This window comes from Sporomusa aerivorans, assembly GCF_041428895.1.
Taxonomy (GTDB): domain Bacteria; phylum Bacillota; class Negativicutes; order Sporomusales; family Sporomusaceae; genus Sporomusa; species Sporomusa aerivorans.
Window position 1 is genome coordinate 6,418,259 of record NZ_CP156926.1, and the last position, 15,476, is coordinate 6,433,734.

The 15,476-nt window shown below is 48.2% G+C and carries 14 protein-coding genes and 5 tRNA genes; 8 read left to right on the plus strand and 11 right to left on the minus strand.

Annotated elements, in window-relative coordinates:
* Window positions 1-260: 260 nt before the first annotated feature.
* The 5 genes from SATMO3_RS30745 to fosX all read left to right on the plus strand — a co-directional run bounded on the left by SATMO3_RS30745 (window position 261) and on the right by fosX (window position 3,702).
* Window positions 261-782 (plus strand): CBO0543 family protein, encoded by a 522-nt coding sequence (locus SATMO3_RS30745; RefSeq protein ID WP_371375556.1) that lies wholly within the window; start codon window positions 261-263, stop codon window positions 780-782.
* A gap of 174 nt (window positions 783-956) precedes the next feature.
* Window positions 957-1,148, plus strand: a complete 192-nt coding sequence (locus SATMO3_RS30750) for a hypothetical protein (protein WP_371375559.1) — start codon at window positions 957-959, stop codon at window positions 1,146-1,148.
* A gap of 263 nt (window positions 1,149-1,411) precedes the next feature.
* The gene (locus tag SATMO3_RS30755) at window positions 1,412-2,626 is read left to right on the plus strand and encodes a methyl-accepting chemotaxis protein (protein ID WP_371375562.1); all 1,215 of its coding nucleotides are present in this window, start codon (window positions 1,412-1,414) and stop codon (window positions 2,624-2,626) included.
* The gene (locus tag SATMO3_RS30760) at window positions 2,578-3,123 is read left to right on the plus strand and encodes a methyl-accepting chemotaxis protein (protein ID WP_371375565.1); all 546 of its coding nucleotides are present in this window, start codon (window positions 2,578-2,580) and stop codon (window positions 3,121-3,123) included. The genes SATMO3_RS30755 and SATMO3_RS30760 overlap by 49 nt, the downstream gene beginning before the upstream one ends.
* A 156-nt stretch (window positions 3,124-3,279) precedes the next feature.
* Window positions 3,280-3,702: a FosX/FosE/FosI family fosfomycin resistance hydrolase gene (gene fosX, locus SATMO3_RS30765; RefSeq protein WP_371375568.1), complete on the plus strand. Its 423-nt coding sequence runs from the start codon at window positions 3,280-3,282 to the stop codon at window positions 3,700-3,702.
* 73 nt (window positions 3,703-3,775) lie between these two features.
* On the opposite strand, the gene SATMO3_RS30770 is transcribed toward fosX, so the two are convergent.
* The 4 genes from SATMO3_RS30770 to SATMO3_RS30785 all read right to left on the minus strand — a co-directional run bounded on the left by SATMO3_RS30770 (window position 3,776) and on the right by SATMO3_RS30785 (window position 5,417).
* Complete coding sequence (locus tag SATMO3_RS30770) at window positions 3,776-4,426, minus strand: phosphoribosyltransferase (RefSeq protein ID WP_371375571.1); 651 nt, start codon at window positions 4,424-4,426, stop codon at window positions 3,776-3,778.
* A 106-nt stretch (window positions 4,427-4,532) separates the two neighbouring features.
* On the minus strand, window positions 4,533-5,075 hold the full coding sequence (locus tag SATMO3_RS30775) for a methyl-accepting chemotaxis protein (RefSeq protein ID WP_371375574.1): 543 nt from the start codon (window positions 5,073-5,075) through the stop codon (window positions 4,533-4,535).
* Between the two features lie 140 nt (window positions 5,076-5,215).
* Window positions 5,216-5,291 (minus strand) — tRNA-Phe (locus tag SATMO3_RS30780).
* Window positions 5,292-5,341: 50 nt separating this feature from the next.
* Window positions 5,342-5,417 (minus strand) — tRNA-Asp (locus SATMO3_RS30785).
* A 203-nt stretch (window positions 5,418-5,620) separates the two neighbouring features.
* Here SATMO3_RS30785 and SATMO3_RS30790 point away from each other — a divergent pair.
* The 3 genes from SATMO3_RS30790 to SATMO3_RS30800 are packed head-to-tail and all read left to right on the plus strand — an operon-like array spanning window position 5,621 to window position 8,759.
* Window positions 5,621-7,345 (plus strand): histidine kinase, encoded by a 1,725-nt coding sequence (locus SATMO3_RS30790; protein ID WP_371375577.1) that lies wholly within the window; start codon window positions 5,621-5,623, stop codon window positions 7,343-7,345.
* Window positions 7,320-8,048, plus strand: coding sequence for a LytR/AlgR family response regulator transcription factor (locus SATMO3_RS30795; protein ID WP_371375580.1), 729 nt, complete (start codon window positions 7,320-7,322; stop codon window positions 8,046-8,048). Before SATMO3_RS30790 ends, SATMO3_RS30795 begins: the two co-directional genes overlap by 26 nt.
* A 24-nt stretch (window positions 8,049-8,072) precedes the next feature.
* The gene (locus SATMO3_RS30800; RefSeq protein ID WP_371375583.1) at window positions 8,073-8,759 is read left to right on the plus strand and encodes a cache domain-containing protein; all 687 of its coding nucleotides are present in this window, start codon (window positions 8,073-8,075) and stop codon (window positions 8,757-8,759) included.
* Window positions 8,760-8,786: 27 nt separating this feature from the next.
* Here SATMO3_RS30800 and SATMO3_RS30805 read toward each other — a convergent pair whose 3' ends face one another.
* From SATMO3_RS30805 to ptsP, 7 genes are all read right to left on the minus strand, one after another.
* Window positions 8,787-10,040: an OFA family MFS transporter gene (locus SATMO3_RS30805; protein WP_371375586.1), complete on the minus strand. Its 1,254-nt coding sequence runs from the start codon at window positions 10,038-10,040 to the stop codon at window positions 8,787-8,789.
* Between the two features lie 369 nt (window positions 10,041-10,409).
* Window positions 10,410-10,485: transfer RNA gene (locus SATMO3_RS30810), tRNA-Val, on the minus strand.
* A 100-nt stretch (window positions 10,486-10,585) separates the two neighbouring features.
* Window positions 10,586-10,660 (minus strand) — tRNA-Glu (locus tag SATMO3_RS30815).
* 7 nt (window positions 10,661-10,667) lie between these two features.
* Window positions 10,668-10,743, minus strand: a tRNA-Lys gene (locus SATMO3_RS30820).
* A 124-nt stretch (window positions 10,744-10,867) separates the two neighbouring features.
* Window positions 10,868-12,151 (minus strand): adenylosuccinate synthase, encoded by a 1,284-nt coding sequence (locus SATMO3_RS30825; RefSeq protein ID WP_371375589.1) that lies wholly within the window; start codon window positions 12,149-12,151, stop codon window positions 10,868-10,870.
* Between the two features lie 65 nt (window positions 12,152-12,216).
* On the minus strand, window positions 12,217-13,509 hold the full coding sequence (purB, locus tag SATMO3_RS30830; RefSeq protein WP_371375592.1) for an adenylosuccinate lyase: 1,293 nt from the start codon (window positions 13,507-13,509) through the stop codon (window positions 12,217-12,219).
* A gap of 251 nt (window positions 13,510-13,760) precedes the next feature.
* Window positions 13,761-15,476, minus strand: coding sequence for a phosphoenolpyruvate--protein phosphotransferase (ptsP, locus tag SATMO3_RS30835; protein WP_371375594.1), 1,716 nt, complete (start codon window positions 15,474-15,476; stop codon window positions 13,761-13,763).

Sequence of the window (15,476 nt, forward strand, 5' to 3'; positions counted from 1 at the left end):
TTAATGGAAATTTTTTCCCATACATAAATGTAACACCTGCTGCGGACTTGAATTGAAATAACCGGGTTGAAGTGGCTCGGGCTGCATAATTTGTCTTCCAGGCTGGATAAGCTATTTATATTGATGTACTTAGTGATTCTTCCGACTACGCTTTGTTAAGCAGCCTTATATTTTATAGCTGCAAGCAACGCAGGGCTGCATCCCGCTTTTTAAACCAGTAAACAACGAGCTTCAAAAAAGGAAACTAATGGTGATCTAAAATGAACTTAGTTTGTTGGGGAATTTATGTCGTCGCAGCTTTTCTCTGGGCTGACTGGCGCAATTGGCGCCAATACTATCCAACCTACCTTTTTATGCTGGCATCTAACTTTTTTGCGTCCATCCTGACATTCAACCACACTCTATGGGCTTTTTGTCCATCATTCCCCTTTCCCAATCATAGCGTTACTGAATTTTATATTGTGTTTGTCACGTACCCAGCCATAGTGCTGCTTTTTTTATCACGTTATCCAAAGGACGGGGTTATTAAGCAATTCGGGTGGGGGTTATTGTGGGTAGGGGCAATTTCTTTATCGGAGTTAATAGGACTTTATTTTGGCGTAATCAGCTATAAAAACGACTGGTCGTTAGGCTGGTCAGTCGTTCATAATATAATTATGTTCTCCGCTTTATTAATTCATCACCGGCATAACCCTGTTTGGGCCTGGATCCTGTCAGCAATATATCTCCTCTTTGTCTGGTATTATTTCGGGTTCAATATTGAACACCTGAAATACAACTGAGAGGTACTATGCTACCACCAGGGCTTCTTATTTATATCTGCATGGGGATGGGCTACAGGTATGCCACACAAAAAAATTTTGAAATAGCAAGGGATTAATGCATGCAACGTATTGACATATCCTGCCAAAAAGAGCATAGTATTAAGTAAAAAAATAGCTCGAAGAGGTAATATTATGCCAGTTGATACTATTTCATCCAATAACCGGTTATCCCAGCTTAATCAAGTAAGTAAAAAACGTGAGTTATCAAATTACACCCATGATGGCACGGATGACGAAGATATTAATCCGGCCTACATTGTAGAGCTCTCAGAAAGAGGCAAACAGTTACAACGGGCTAATCCGGTAACAATAGTACACTTATAGTGATTAGCTCACCGGTACAAGCCGGCGGCTGGGTCATACCCGGCCGCTTGTTTTTTTTTTGCGATAAAGAAAATAGGCTGTCTTCTCCGTCATGCCAAACATGTTACGAAAGAGTCTTCGCGGAATTCCGGTACCTGCCAAAAGCATGTATGCAAAAGTTCAATAGATAACTTTTTTTGTCGAATAAAGGAAATTATTGTCGAGTGTCGTATACTTCATATACAAGAATTCATAATAATAAAACATGCTGGGAGTGGGTTTTCGTGAATGTATTGAAGAACCTGAAAGTTTCCGCCAAGTTATTCGTGCTCATCATTATTGCTGCCGGTTCTCTTTTTGTGGTAGGTTTTACAGGCTATTATTACCTGGCGCAATCTAACGACAGCATTAAAGAAATGTATACCGACCGGCTATTGCCGGTGCAATGGCTTAATGAAAATCGCAATCATGCCCGGGCCATTCAATCCGATATCTTTGATCTAATGCTTACAACCGACAATAATGAGAATAAAAAGCTGCTTGATGATATTGACCGGCGGGCCAAAACTTTTAACGATAACCTAGCCCGGTATGAAAAGGGAAAACTAACCGCTTTTGAGACAGAACATCTTAAGAAATTACATGCCAGTCTGGACAAATACCGTGAAAGCAGAGCTGCGGTAATCCAATTGTCAATGCAAAATAAAAATGCCGAAGCATATCAACTTTATAACCAGTCTACACGTTCTTATTTAGAAGATTTTAGTCAGGATTTAAATAAGCTGGCAGAATACAACGCCGCTGTGGCAGCCGAGATCGACCTGAAAAACCAAACGCGTTTTCAAACTGCGATAATTCTGTTCATAACCATCATTTGCGCCGGTGTCGCCTTAGTAGTCCTATTGGGGTGGATTATTGCCCGCGGCGTTACCGCGCCGCTGAAGGCTGCTGTTGGGCAGCTTGGCATGCTGGCGGAAGGCGACTTCTCCCAGGCTGTCCCCAGAGAAATCCTGGAGCAAAAAGATGAGTTTGGGACTTTTGCCCGGGCCCTTGATACTATGCAGAGCAATATGCGTGACTTAATTCGTCAGCTCAGCCAAACCTCAGAGCAATTAGCGGCGTCAGCGGAGGAAATGTCCGCCAGCGCTGAGCAGTCGGCTCAGGCGGCAACCCAGGTGGCTGTCACGATTACCGAAGTTGCCGGCGGCGCCGAACAACAGGCGCAGGCTATTGAGAACACGTCTTCAACAGTTGGTAAAATGTCGGCTGGCATTCAACACGCTGCCGCAAATACCGCCACCGTTACAAACACTACGAGCCAAACAGCGGCGGCGGCACAGGCAGGACTCGGAGCCATCTCCTCTGCTATTGAGCAAATGAATAGTATTGAAAAGACAGTAGCTCCGTTGTTGTCAAACTCGGCGAACGTTCCAAGGAAATTGGCGCTATTGTGGACACAATATCAGGAATTGCCGGCCAGACGAATCTTCTCGCTTTAAATGCCGCTATTGAAGCTGCCCGGGCCGGCGAGCAGGGTAAAGGGTTTGCCGTAGTTGCCGAAGAAGTCAGGAAGCTGGCTGAACAATCCCAGGAAGCCGCCAAGCATATCGCGTCCCTGATTAAGGAGATTCAGCTTGATACCGGTAAAGCGGTTACAGCTATGAATGATGGTACGCAAGAAGTAAAAAAAGGCACCGGCGTGGTAACTTCGGCCGGTCAGTCTTTTGATAATATCGCCAATCTGGTAACCGCAGTATCCCGGCAAATTGAAGAGGTTTCGACTGCCATGCAGCAGCTGGCAGCCGGAAGTCAGCAGGTTGTAGCCCAGGTACAGGCCATTGGCGCTGTCAGCAAAGAAGCCCTTGGTCACACACAAACCGTATCGGCAGCTACTGAGGAGCAATCCGCATCTATGGAAGAAATTGCTGCCAGCAGCCAAAGCCTGGCCAAAATGGCCGAAGAGCTGCAGCATGCTATTGCACAATTCAGGATTTAGTTCATACGCCTTTGTCGATCTGCCCTTTTTCTCGTTTTATTTTTATCCTAAAATACGTTCTGCCGTCAACGGAACGCAACATTTGCTTCATTTGAATGCAGGACTTTGCCTCTTAAACAATGAATATCGAAGAAGCAATTGTTGGGGGAAGATATTGTGGTCGAAGGGATTAGCCATATTACATTCATTGTCAAGGACCTTGAGTTATCTACCAGGTTTTTTAAGGATATATTTAATGCCCAGGAGGTATACGCCAGCGGCAACCAATTATTCTCACTGTCGAAAGAGAAATTTTTTATAGTCGGCGGGCAATGGATTGCCGTCATGGAAGGGGAACCGCTTCCGAATCGCACTTACAATCATGTAGCTTTCAAAATCGCTGAGGAGGATTTTGAAGTATACAAACTGCGAATTGAGCAGTTAGGCCTGGATATGAAATCACCGCGGCCCCGTGTGGAAGGGGAAGGGAGATCCCTGTATTTCTATGACTTTGATAATCACTTATTTGAAATACATACCGGGACACTCTCCCAGCGTCTGGCCGGATATGAAAACAACGACAATAGCTTTAAGCGTTAGCTAATAATATGCATCCTTTCAGGTATAAAGATAAGACAGGCGAACGCCTGTCTTATCTTTATACCCTGGGGAGTTATAGTCTGACGATTGCATTAGGAGCCAGCCGGTGGTATTCAAGCGCCTCCTGATCTGTCATGTCTTCGAATCTTTTGTAGTAGCTGCCAACAGCCGTAAAAACGTCCCGCTCATCCATGCATACCACTTCTACGTGTTCATCCCGCAGTTTTTTGGTAATATCGGTTGGCGCTACCGGCACGGCAACTGTGATGCTGGCCGGATTCCATTTCTTCAGCCATTGAACAGCGGCAAGGATAGTATACCCGGTGGCAATGCCGTCATCGACAATGATGATGTCGCGGCCTTTGACTTCATGATTTTTTATGATCATGGCTTCATAAACCTTGACCCGGTCTTCAAAAACCTTGCGGGCCTGGGCTGTCAGCTGGTCAAAATTCTCTTGGGTCACGCCAATGCCAGTAACATATTGATTATCATGGATGATACTGCCGTCCGGCATAATAGCGCCAATGGCCACCTCCGGATTAAGCGGATGACCAATCTTTTTGGCAATCAAGACAGCCATGTTTATCTGCAGCTTGGCTGCAATCGGCGCTGCCACCGCTATGCCGCCGCGGGGAACTGCCAGAATATACGGGGAATGCAGATGACGTGAAGCCAGTTTTTCCGCTAGAAGCTGTCCGGCATGAGTTCGGTTATCGAACATAGCTCACCCTCCTTAAATTCCTGTTTATATGATTTGTGATTAGATAATTTTTAATGCAAACAAAAACACCCTGGCTGCGTTTTTTCGCCAGGGTGCCTAAGATAACTTATAATTTGAATTCTTGTACCACCTGATTGAGTTCACTCGCCATTTCGGCCAACGACTCAGCACTGCGGCTGATTTCATTGAGACTTGCCGTCTGCTCCTGGCTGGCGGCAGCCGTTCCTTTGGCCACTTCGGCCCGGGCGCCGTCCACTGTGCGGACCATTGATTCGATACCAGCAGCCATACTGTTGATAATTTCTTCAATATTAGCGGAAGCCGCAGCGCTCTGCTCGGCAAGCTTCCGAACCTCATCGGCAACAACGGCGAAGCCTCTGCCGGCCTCACCCGCCCGTGCAGCCTCTATTGCGGCGTTCAGCGCCAGCAGGTTTGTCTGCCCGGCAATTCCCCGGATCAGGTCAACAATACTTTTAATTTGATCGGAACCCTGTGCAAGCTCGGCAGATACACCGGTGATTGCGGTCATAGTGTCGCCGATGAGCTTATTTTGACTAATAACGTGCTGCAGGAGAACCATGCCATGATCGGCTTCTTTAACTGCCGTGTGCGTTATGTTCCTCTCCCTAATCCCTTGATTTTTTAACATAATTCGCTATATTTGTATAAAATCCTTTATAACAACAAGCTGTTCGACAAAATATTCTTTCAATCCGCTTCTTTTTTAAATTCCCTGGACTAGTAGTACATAAATAAAAAACCTTGCTATAATGCAAGGTTTTTTATTTATGGTGCCTCAGGGCAGAATCGAACTGCCGACACGAGGATTTTCAGTCCTCTGCTCTACCGACTGAGCTACCGAGGCGTTATTCACTTATCGAAGAACGTCGCACATCGATCACTTAATATTGAGAATGGCGACCCGGAAGGGACTTGAACCCTCGATCTCCGCCGTGACAGGGCGGCATGTTAACCACTACACCACCGGGCCTTGTATGACAAATGTTATTATATATTATGACCCCTGATTAGTCAAGCACTACCGTTGTGTATTTTTTTATGCACAACGGCAGAAACCAAGGATTGTCATTTCACTTTTAGAAGGTATAAATATTTCCCGGGAATAATTGGGATAAAAAAGGGATAGTCGTACATTTGCCGAATATTCTCTGTAATATGATACCGGAGGGAAGCATGGCTGTTATTACGCTGTTAGAAATCGTTAGTACCCTGTCCTTTATTGCTATGACAGCATATCTTACCGGACGCAGCCGTTTTATTATGCGCTGTGCGCGCTACCCCTTTCATTTAACCAGCCAGCTTCCCCTTATCGTACTGTTTTCTTTCTTGGCAATCACGGGTAATTATAGTGCGTTGCCCTGGGGTCAGTCCCATATCACCACCCGCATGATCGGCATACTGTTGGCCGGTATCGCCGGCGGACCGGTTACAGGGGTCAGTGTAGGGCTGATTGGCGCCGGTTATCTGTTTTTTATGGAAGGAACCTCGGTTGCACTGGCCATATATGTTGCCTTGGCCGGTACAGTTTCCGGCTTGCTGCGGCTAAGATTCACTTTCCAGCAGCTTACTCCCCAAACCGGAGCCGGAGTGGCGCTGGTTATTGAACTATGCCAGATCTGTTTTATTGCACTGTTTTCCGGCCCGGCCGGCATCGTGATACAGGATCTGCAGGTAGCCATACTCACCATGGTTGTCAGCGTAACGGGAGTCTGGCTGTTCTTATATATCATTAATTGGATTGAAGCCGAACAGGACATTTATGGCGCCCGCGCCGCCCAATTATCGCTTGATATCGCCAGCCGCACGCTTCCCTACCTCAGACAGGGTTTTAATACTCACTCGGCTACCGTAGCCGCCCGGATAATTTATGACCTGACCAAGGCAGACGCGGTTTCCATTACCGGCAGATATAAACGGCTGGCTTTTATTGGCCAGGGAGCTGAACATCACAAACCTGGCGAACCCATTATTTCGGCAGCGGTAAAAGAAGCCATCGCCAGCAAGACCATGAAGGTAATTAATACCCCTGCGGATCGGGGATGCCCTTTTCCTTACTGCCCGTTAAAGGCAGGCGTGGTAGTGCCGCTGTTTACAGGCAATAACGTAGTGGGAACTATTGAATTAGCCAGAGTAAAGGATGAAACGGTATCGGAGCTAGATATCCACATCGCCGAAGGCATTGCTAATTTACTCTCGGTACAACTGCAACTGGCCGAAATCGATGAACAGCGAAAAATGCGCGAAAAGGCAGAACTGAAGGCCCTTAGGGCCCAGATTAACCCCCATTTTCTTTTTAACACCATCAATATTATTATGTCTTTTTGCCGTACCGATCCTGATAAGGCCCGCAGTCTGCTGGGTAATCTGGCAACCCTTATGCAACGCGGCTATTCCAATCAGGATGAACTTGTAACCTTGCGGGATGAACTCACTGGGATTATGGCTTACCTGGAAATCGCCAAGTCGCGTTTTGGCGACAGGCTGGATATTGCCGTTAATGTGGACGCTGCGGTGACCACGGTGTTTGTGCCTGCATTATCTCTGCAGCCTTTGGTTGAAAACGCCTTAAATCACGGGCTGTTTCCCAAACTGGGCAATTGCCTGCTGACAATTGATGCGTCCACCGAGGAGGATACTTTGATTATTTCCATTTCTGATAATGGGATAGGCATCCCTCAGGCTAAACTGGAGCAAATCAAAGCCGGAAAATCAGATGGCGTAGGCATTACCAATGTAAATAAACGTCTAATTAGTCTCTTTGGTACTAAGTATGGCTTGGCCATTACCTCTGATCCTCCCTGCGGAACCGAAATCCGGCTTACTATTCCTTTTCAATCTCAATCCGTAACAGTTCGAAAAGAAGGTGTTATAAGTGAGAACAAAAGCCGTCGTTATTGATGATGAACAACCTATTTGCGACGAAATCGAATATCTTTTGAGCCAGCATCCCGATATTGACGTTAGCGCCAAATTTTCCAATTGTGTAGATGCACTTATTTTTATTTTGGAAAAAAAACCAGATCTTATCTTTTTGGATGTCAGCATGCCCGGTATGTCTGGCTTGGAAATGGCGCAAAAACTTAGCGGCATGAATAAACCGCCCTATATTGTTTTCATCACTGCTCATCCCGAACATGCCGTTGACGCTTTTGCAACCCCCGCAGTTGGCTATATCACGAAACCCGTTACTGAGGAAAAATTAGCTAGCGCCTTGTCCAAAGTTCGCAATTTATCCTCCAAAACTTCTGCCGAGAAAAGTGCGCAGATTGCTAAAGTGTGCGTACTGGCAGGCGGAAAAATTGTTCCTGTCAATAAGAGTGATATTGTTTTTATTTATGTTAAGGATAAAGACGTTTTCGTCCGTACCCGGGTTGGCGAATTTTCGGCAATGCTCACCTTACAGGAATTTGATAACCTGCTGACTGAGGTTAACTTTTTGCGAATCCACCGGCAGTATATTATCAACATGGATGAAATTCTGGAAATTACGCCATGGTTTCATGGCTCTTATTTGTTGCGTATGAATGATGCTAATAAACAGGAAGTACCGGTCAGCCGCAACCGGGTAAAACATCTCAAAGTGGCGCTCGGCCTTAAATAGGACATCCCTGTCAGGAGGCTTTCTATGCAGATTAGTCTCAAAACCAAATTAACGGTATGGCTAATTGGTTCTGTTTTGCTGGTATGCCTGGTTATCGGCATAATGACGATCCGGGATATGCAGATTCAGATTGAGGCAGCAATCGCGGAAAAGGCAAAATCCGATTTGGCTACAGCTCTCGAAATTGCCGATTATATGCGTCCCGGCGTCTGGCATGTTGTCAACGGCGAACTTTTCAAAGGACGTGCCCGCATCAACGGTGATACAGAGTTAGTTGATAAGATTTCGCAATTGACAGACGATACGGTGACAATATTTCTGCACAACACGCGCGTGGCTACCAACATCATGCGGGACGGCAGCCGTGCAACCGGAACGCAGGCGGCCGATTATGTCGCCGATACTGTGCTAAATGGCGGCATATATATTGGCGAGGCCGAGGTAATCGGCGTAAAATATCAGACCTGCTATGCACCGCTTAAAGATGATACCGGTCGTATTATCGGTATGTTTTATATAGGAGTTTCTAAAAAACTGGCCGACCAGCTTAAACAAAGTTTTACAGCCGTCGCTGTCCTATCAGCCCGTATTGCCCTATTATTCGCGTTGGCCGCAACCTGTTTCATCCCGGTGGATGCCTGGTCAACCATTTCCACCAGCCGCTCCTGGCCGGCAACTTCCCAGGAGAATAATGAAACGCCACCCGGGTAGGGTGGCGTTTCATTATTCATTTTAAGCTTAAGCCGTTTTGGCCTTGTTGTTCTGCTGTTCCTTAGGCGGAGCGGCCAGCAGCGGCAGGACTAAGGCGACTGCTAACGCTACAGCGGTAATTGTGAGCGCTTCACTGTAGTTGCCGGATGCCTGGCGAATACGGGCAAACAACATAGGACCCATAATACCGGCGGCTCCCCAGGCAGTCAGCATCCAGCCGTAAATCCGGCCTACATATTTGGTGCCGAATACATCGGCCGCATAGGCCGGCATGGTGGCAAATCCGCCGCCGTAGCAAGCGTAGATATAGGAACAAATAACAGTAAACATCATCATATCTTTTGTTGCCGACAGGAAATAGAAGGCGACCGCCTGTGTGGCGAACAAAGTGAAAAACACAGTGCGCCGGCCTATCTTATCGGAAGCGGAAGCCCAAAATAAACGGCCAATACCATTGACGATAGCAAATATTCCGAGGATAACGCCGGCCTGTTTTGCCTTGTCTGCGGCGCTCATCGAACTGGGCATAAGATCCTGGGCCATAGGTGACGCCTGAGAGATCAAGGCGATACCGGCAGTAATGTTAATAAACAGCATCGCCCAAAGCAGATAGAAGTATTTTGAACTGACGGCTTCCCCTAACGTCATGCCCGCTGCAGCCTTAGCGCCTGCCGGCGGCGTCCAGCCGGCGGGAACATACCCCGGCGGTGGCTCAATCATCAGCTGAGCCGCAGCAGTAACAGCCACCAGGAATATTCCGCCAAAAATGTAGAATGTCATAGCGGTACCCATACTGGCAATCATCCCGGGCGAAAGTATAGTCAGCATTAATGATCCTAACCCAAAACCCATAACGGCGAGACCGGTAATGAGGCCTCTCTTGTCAGGAAACCATTTGACTAAAGTAGCAATCGGTGTAATATAACCAAAGCCAAGACCAAGTCCACAAATAAGACCATAACCAAGATAGATTACTGTGAGCGAACCAATCTGATCGCCGAAACCAGTAATAAGGGTACCCAGGCCAAACAGCAGACCGCCAATAGTAGCTACTATCCTGGCGCCTTTGGTATCCAGAATATAACCGCCGGCTGCACTGGATATGGCTAAGCTGCCAATTGCGATAGTAAAGGTCAGGGTAACATCAGAGTTACTCCAGTTGTGGGCGGCCATTAAAGGCTTCGTAAAAACACTCCAACCATACACAGTACCAAGACAAATCTGCATTACGATTCCCGCTAAGGCTATCAGCCAGCGATTTGGGTAGCTTTTGCCCGCCATGATAAACACTCCTTTCAAAATATAGCTTATAGTATGTGCTGCCGGTAAGCGGTAGATAAATTATGGAATATTCCGAACTCTAAGAGGACACGTTCCCTTTTTCACTAAAAAACGCGCCTTCTCCCCACCTGCAGGCACACCTAACACTATTATAATTTACAATTTCATCCTGACTCCATAATCCATTCCCGAAATGCATTATTTCGTTACCGAATGGTCATTTTTGCTTACCGAGATGCATAAAAATTCCGAAACTTCGACTTAATCTTATTGTTAAGAAAACTCGGTTTGCACTAAACTCTTGGCGTAAGGTGCCCTGCTAAGGACAAAAATAAGAGTCTTCGATACCAATCGAAGACTCTTATTTTTTGGTGGGCGATGACAGGATCGAACTGCCGACATCCTGCTTGTAAGGCAGGCGCTCTCCCGGCTGAGCTAATCGCCCGGAAGTTGGATAATGTTCTTCGCTAACGCTCAGAACTAAGCGATTCGCACAGGTCTTTGCGTCGCTCTAGCTCCCAAAGACCTGGCTCTCTGCTTATATTTGGTGACCCGTAAGGGAATCGAACCCTTGATACCGCCGTGAAAGGGCGGTGTCTTAACCGCTTGACCAACGGGCCATGTAAGTGGTGATCCACCCGCGACTCGAACGCGGGACACCCTGATTAAAAGTCAGGTGCTCTACCGACTGAGCTAGTGGATCGTCTTCACAAGATATGATTATACAAGATGGACACGAGCTTGTCAATGAGTATTTTTCTGGTATATATTGCTAGTCATAATAGGAATTCCGTACCGTCACAGGCGGTACGGAATCCACCTCTCTCTTAAAACATATCGGCTAAGATAATAGTCTGTTCCCGGCCCGGGCCAACGGAAACAATACCAATCTTTATTTCAGCAACCTCACTTAAGCGTTCGATGTACCGGCGGGCATTGGCCGGCAGATCTTCATAGCTTCTCACGTTGCTGGTGGCCTCTTCCCAGCCCGGCAGTTCTTCATAAACAGGTTCCACCTGTGCCAACACCTTGAGGCTGGCAGGGAACTCATTCAAGAGTTGCCCTTTATATTTGTAGCCTGTGCAAATTTTAAGGGTTTTTAGACCGTCAAGAATATCCAGACGGGTAATTGCCATATAGTCAATGCCACTGACATAACCTGCATACCGGACAACGCAGGCATCCATCCAGCCGCAGCGACGGGGACGGCCGGTTGTTGTACCATACTCGTGACCCCGTTCCCGAATGATTTGGCCGACCTCATCGGTAAGCTCAGTGGGGAAAGGCCCTTCGCCGACCCTTGTTGTATAGGCCTTAACTACGCCCACAACCTTATTGATCTGAGTAGGTCCGACGCCGGCGCCGATGCAAGCGCCGCCCGCAATCGGATGGGAGGATGTTACATAAGGGTAGGTGCCATGGTCCAGATCCAGCAAAGTGGCCTGGGCGCCTTCAAACAGTACTTTCTGGCCGCGCTTAATAGCGCCATGCAATACAGCCGCCGTATCGGTCACATAGGGCTTCAACTGCCGGGCATATTCAAGGTATTCCTGTTTGACTTGCTCATAGTCGAAGCCTTCAACACCATAGACAGCTTTGAGCAAATGGTTTTTGGCCTCCAAATTAAACTCGAGCTTGGAGCAGAATTCTTCTTCGTCCATCAGGTCAACCATCCGGATACCGGACCGCGAGTTTTTATCCATATAGCAGGGGCCGATACCGCGTTTGGTTGTACCGATTTTGCGGTCGCCCCGCGACTCTTCCTCCACTTCATCCAGCAAACGGTGGTATGGCATAATAACATGAGCACGGTTGGAGACTTTCAGGGATGAGGTATCAATTCCTTTTTCCTCCATACCTTTAAGCTCTTTCAGCATAACGGCCGGATCAACTACCACACCGTTGCCGACAACGCATGTCTTACCCGAATATAGTATGCCTGACGGCAATAAATGCAATTTGAACTCGGTTCCGTCGACCACTACCGTATGACCGGCATTGTTCCCGCCCTGATAACGAACAACAACATCGGCTTTTTCGGCCAAAAAGTCAACAATCTTGCCTTTTCCCTCGTCCCCCCACTGAGTACCAATGACAACTACAGACGACATATAATCAAATCCTTTCCATAACAGCTATTTTACTGACCGGGTTTGGGTTATTTATTTGCTAAAATCTAGAGACCAAACCGGGCCATGATAGTATCTACATGTCTGAGATAATGTGAGTATTCAAAGCATTCTTCGATTTCTGCCGGTGTCAGGTATTGCTTAATGTCCGGGTCGCCAATGACGTTGGTCTTAAAGTCAGCGCCCTCCAGCCATCTGGCCATCGCGTTGCGCTGTACCCAACGGTAGGCTTCCTCCCGGACAGCTCCTTTATCAACCAGTTTCAGAAGTACCCTCTGGCTGAAAATCAGCCCGCCGGTTTTTTCAATATTTGCTTTCATGGCATCCGGATAAACCAGTAAGCGATCAATAATATCGGTAAAGATCCGCAGCATATAATCAACCAGAATGGTGCTGTCCGGCAAAATAACACGCTCTACCGAAGAATGGGAAATATCCCGTTCATGCCAGAGCGGCATATCTTCCAGAGCAGCCATGGCATTGCCGCGCACCACCCGTGCCAGACCGCTAACCCGCTCACAAGTGATCGGGTTGCGTTTATGCGGCATAGCCGAGGATCCTTTTTGACCAGGGTGGAAATATTCTTCAGCCTCCCGGATATCGGTCCGCTGCAAGTTTCTAATTTCAGTGGCAAACTTATCTAACGAGCCGGCCACAATAGCCAGTGTTGTCAGGAATTCAGCATGGCGGTCACGCTGAATAACCTGTGTAGCCAGTTTAGCCGCCTTTATCCCCATTTGCTGACATACATGGGTTTCAATATAGGGGTCGATATTGGCATAGGTGCCGACAGCACCGGATATTTTACCAATGGCTACAGCTTCCTTGGCCCGTTTCATCCGCTCGATATTGCGTTCGGTTTCATCAAGCCACAGCGCAAATTTTAAACCTAGCGTAAGGGGCTCAGCATGTATCCCGTGCGTACGCCCAATCATAACAGTATATTTGTGTTCGGCGGCACGGCGTTTTAAAACATCACGGAACTTTACAAGATCTTCAAGAATAATATCTGCCGCTTGTTTCATCATGACGCCCAAAGCGGTATCCTTAACATCACTGGAGGTCAGGCCCATGTGGATATATTTGGCCGGATCGCCGACATTCTCGGCTACAGCCTGCAGGAAAGCCAGAATATCATGGCGGGTTTCCTTCTCAATTTCGCGAATACGTTCTACGGAAAACTTGGACTTCTCCTTAATAACAGGCACGGCCTCAGCAGGAATCTGCCCTAATTTAGCCATGGCCTCACATGCGGCAATCTCAATATCCAGCATTGTCTGGAACTCATTCTCATCTGTCCAGATACGTCCCATCTCGGGGTAAGTATAGCGTTCAATCACGATACCACTTCGCTTTCCGAACCGTTCTGTATAAATAACAGCCAGTCCTATAGTTTTTCATATATCATAATGACTATGAGTTACAACAGCTTAATTTAGTTTTTCCCCTTTTTTCCCTTGTTTATCATAGCACTAGCCTATTACGACTGTCAATAAAAATCGAATGATTATACTAATAATTTAAATAACGTTCGGAAAAAACGGACCTGCCGTCTGTTTAAGAACGGCAGGCCTGCAGCGTGCAATACTTATCAAACCGGAGAATTAAATTCCTGCATCAGAGCACGAACATCGCCGGCATCGGTAAGCGCCAGCGCCTTATCCAGCAATTCCCGGCTTTCTTCCAGTCTGATTTTACGAATAACCTCTTTAACCCGGGGAATGGACGGGGCGCTCATACTAAGCTCATCAAAGCCCATAGCAGTCAAAAGCGGGGCCGCCAGCGGATCCCCCGCCATTTCACCGCACATTCCCACCCATATGCCCTGATCGTGGCCTGCTTTTGCAACACCGGCGATAAGTCTGAGCACAGCCGGATGGAAGTGGCTGTAAAGCGCGCCGACTGCCTGATTCCCTCTGTCGACAGCCAGCGTATATTGCACAAGATCGTTGGTGCCGATACTGAAAAAATCACATTCAGACGCAAGATCCCGGGCAATGACGGCAGCCGCCGGCGTTTCCACCATAATACCAAGCGGTACAGCCGCAGCGAATCGCTTACCCTCCTGGGCCAGCTCACCCGCAGCTTTTTGCACCCACTGGCGCGCAGACCTGATTTCGGCGGCACTGATAACCATGGGCAGCATAATGGCCACTTTCCCGTAAACTCCGGCCCGCAAAATGGCTTTTAACTGCGGCATAAACAGGTCAGGCCGCTCCAGACTGATCCGAATAGCGCGCCAGCCCAAAAAGGGGTTTTCCTCTTTGCTGATATTGAGGTAATGCAGCGGCTTATCGCCGCCAATATCCATTGTCCGGATAACGCATAGCTGGCCGCCGCATTGTTCGGCAACCTCTTTATAGGCAGCAAACTGTTCCTCTTCTGTCGGCGGTACATCCCGCCCCATAAATAAAAACTCGCTTCTAAACAGGCCGACCCCTTCTGCCCCCTGCGCCAGCGCCGCCGGCATATCAGCAGGCGATCCAACATTGGCCGCCAGTTGCACTTTACGGCCGTCAGCAGTCACCGCCGTTAAAGCTGCCATGGCACTATCCTGACGTTTCCGCTCCTCCTCGGCTTCGGCTTTGGCTTGATATTCAGCCAGCAGCGCCGGGTCCGGGTCAAGCAAAACCTGGCCGGTACCGCCATCGACAACAACCAGCATCCCGGCAGCAATATGCTCAAGAGCATCCCCCAGGCCGGTAACAGCCGGTATACCGCGGGCCTTGGCAATAATGACTGTATGGGAAGTTGTGCTGCCCTGTCCCAGCAGTATGCCGCGCACCCGGTCAGCCGGCATACCGGCTGCCGTCGAAGGTTCTATTTCCTGAGCACATACTATGACAGGCTCCTGGCCGTATTCTGTCTTGCCGGTTCCCAGGAGCAGCCGCACCAGTCGCCGACCGATATCGCGCACATCTGCCGCCCGCTCCCTAAGATACGGATCAGGCATTGCATCAAACAATGCGGCGTATTCTTCCGCTGCCGCCAGAGCTGCCTGCGGTGCAGAAACCGCCTGCGCAACCCGTCCAAACATACTGGCTGACAAACCCGGGTCATTCACCATAGCATAATGCGCATCCATAATATCAGCCTGCGCTTGCTCACCGGCTGACAGAGCCGTTTCCTTAAGCCGGAGGATTTCTGCGGCGGCCTCCTCGACGGCGGCGGTGAGCATAGCCGCTTCCTCCGCGGGCGATCCGGCTTTATAGGCTGCCAAGTGGCTGGACAAATCACCGGACAAAACCTTAGCTCTGGCGATGCCAATCCCCGGCACAACGCCTTTACCGTATAATATTTCTCCCAT